The 2,365-nt window shown below is 31.7% G+C and carries 2 protein-coding genes; both read right to left on the bottom strand.

Annotation, left to right across the window (positions count from 1 at the left end):
• Window positions 1-181 precede the first annotated feature (181 nt).
• Window positions 182-1,069: an MlaD family protein gene (locus I6E24_RS15970; protein WP_235329667.1), complete on the bottom strand. Its 888-nt coding sequence runs from the start codon at window positions 1,067-1,069 to the stop codon at window positions 182-184.
• Between the two features lie 10 nt (window positions 1,070-1,079).
• Window positions 1,080-2,198, bottom strand: coding sequence for an N-acetylmuramoyl-L-alanine amidase family protein (locus I6E24_RS15975; RefSeq protein ID WP_235329669.1), 1,119 nt, complete (start codon window positions 2,196-2,198; stop codon window positions 1,080-1,082).
• Between the last annotated feature and the right edge of the window lie 167 nt (window positions 2,199-2,365).

Consider the following 2,365-nt stretch of genomic DNA (forward strand, 5'->3'; position numbering starts at 1 on the left):
TTTTTCAGGTCAATAACTTTGTTATAGCTTTGTAATATCTTGAAAATTAGTTTATTATTTATTCCTGTTTTTTCTGTAATATTTTTCTGTATAAACATAATATATTGAAAATCAATTCTGAATATTGACATTCTTTGTCCTATTTAGAATTGATTTTATTTAGAAACGTTCTATTTTATTGTTATTTGTCCTTTTTTCCGAACAATGAAAAATGAACATATCTTTTGGGGTGTTCCTGAAGGTCTTTAAGTAATGAAGCGGCATTTGCTGAAGTTGCATTCAGGTTGTTGTATAGTTCTGGATCGTTAAGTAATAATCCGATGGTATTGTCTTTGTTATTCAGTTTATCTGTCAATGCATAAACATTCTTTAATGTTTGGTCTATTTTGTTGAATGTTTCTGCATAATCTATACCTTTTAAATTCCCACTAATTACTTTGAGGTCTTCAGTTATCATTGTGACATTACTTGTTAGAGTAGGAATGTCATTACTCATAAGTTTCTCCAAATGGTTGCTGGTTTGGCTTAATGAGGCTGTTAATTTTTCAGCATTTTTGATGGTATTTCCTAGAGCTGGATCTGCAAGTATTTTATTTAATGATGATAGGATAGAGTCAAGCTTAGGCATCATTTTTTCCATTTGAGGCAATAAATCTTCTTCAGCTTTTGCCATTATTCCATTATTCGCATACCCTTCAATTGTATCTCCTGGAGCAATAGTTTTCTCTTCATCATAGTTCATAATAAGATTCATTTTTACAGTGCCTAACATTTCTGTTATCAGTTCTGCCTTGCTGCCTTGAGGAATCTTGATGTTCTCATCCATCTCTATACCTACGATAATATGTCCAGGTTTATTTAAGTTATATTGAATATCTCTCACAAGTCCTACTTTAAATCCGTTTGTATAAACAGGGCTTGATAATGCAAGCCCATTAACATTGGTGTAATCTACATAATAATAGCTTTCGGACTTGAACATGTTTATTCCCTTAAGATAATTAATTCCAATAAAAAGAATTAATAATGCTGCTATGGCTGCGATTCCTATTGTAAACTCTTTTTTCATAATCATTCTTTTATTTGTTATTTTTGAATTCTTTAATTGCTTGGTTAATATTGATTTTTTGTCCGTTTTTAAAAGCTATTATAAAGGCATCCTTAAATTTAGGATCTACTACTTTTTTCTTTATCCTTAGTACTTTGTTATAATCTTCATCTTCTTTGAAAGTGTATTTGATCATTCCGTTTTCCTGATACCAACTTACAGGCTTTAGACCTTTAAATTGTCTGCTGTTTTGGGGTAAAACTTTATCAGAAGCCAATATTTGTATTTTAAAAACAGGTTTTGAATTTGTGTTAATTGTATTTTGGGTTGGAGTTTCAGGTGCTTTTTCCTTTATTGTACTGGTAACTGGTGTTTGAGGAGTATTCCCTTTGTAGTTTAAAAAAGCTTTATAAATAGCTTCAGCCAATTCAGAAGTTCCTTTTTCTGATAATAAATAAGTTTCTTCGGATGGATTTGATATATACCCGAGTTCGACGAGCACGCTAGGCATGGATGTTTCTCTAAGAACAAGGAAACCAGCCTGATGTACACCTTTATCAATACGGTTACATCCTTTGAAATGCTTTTGAATAAGTGTTGCAAAATTTACGCTTTGTGCCATATTCTTATCCTGCATAAACTCGAATATGATGTAGCTTTCGGATGAATTAGGGTTAAATCCTGCGTATTTTTGCTTGTAGTCATCTTCGATTAATATAACGGAGTTTTCCTTTTTGGCCACTTCAAGGTTTTCTTCTGTTCTGTGCAACCCCAGAGTATAGGTTTCCGTACCTCTTACATGAGAATTTTTTCTAGCAACAGCATTGGTATGAATTGATATAAAAAGATTAGCTTTTGCATTGTTGGCTATTTCTGCTCTTTTATGCAGTGGTACAAATTTGTCGGTCTTTCTTGTATAGACAACTTTTGTATCACTACATTTGCTTTCTATAAGTTTGCCTAGTTTTATAGCCACATTAAGATTTATGTTTTTTTCTTTCCCTTTTCTGCCCACGGCTCCAGGGTCATTCCCTCCGTGTCCAGGATCCAGGACTACAACAAATTTTTCGTTTATCGTATTTCCAGTGGCAGGGAATGATAATAACGTTATTATGCTATAAAATAAAAGTATTCTGTAAAAAAGGCTCATTCTATATAATAATGTAAACAAATCGATGCAAAGTTAATATTTTTTGCGTATTACTTTTCCTCTAAGCTTTAAGTTTTTGTATTTTACCATCTAAAAACCGTAAAATATACTATTCTATCTGATATTATGACTTTTTTTATTATCTTTGTCATATTCCTTAATTAGAG

The organism is Bacteroides caecigallinarum (assembly GCF_021530995.1).
GTDB classification, from domain to species: Bacteria; Bacteroidota; Bacteroidia; order Bacteroidales; family Bacteroidaceae; genus Phocaeicola; species Phocaeicola faecigallinarum.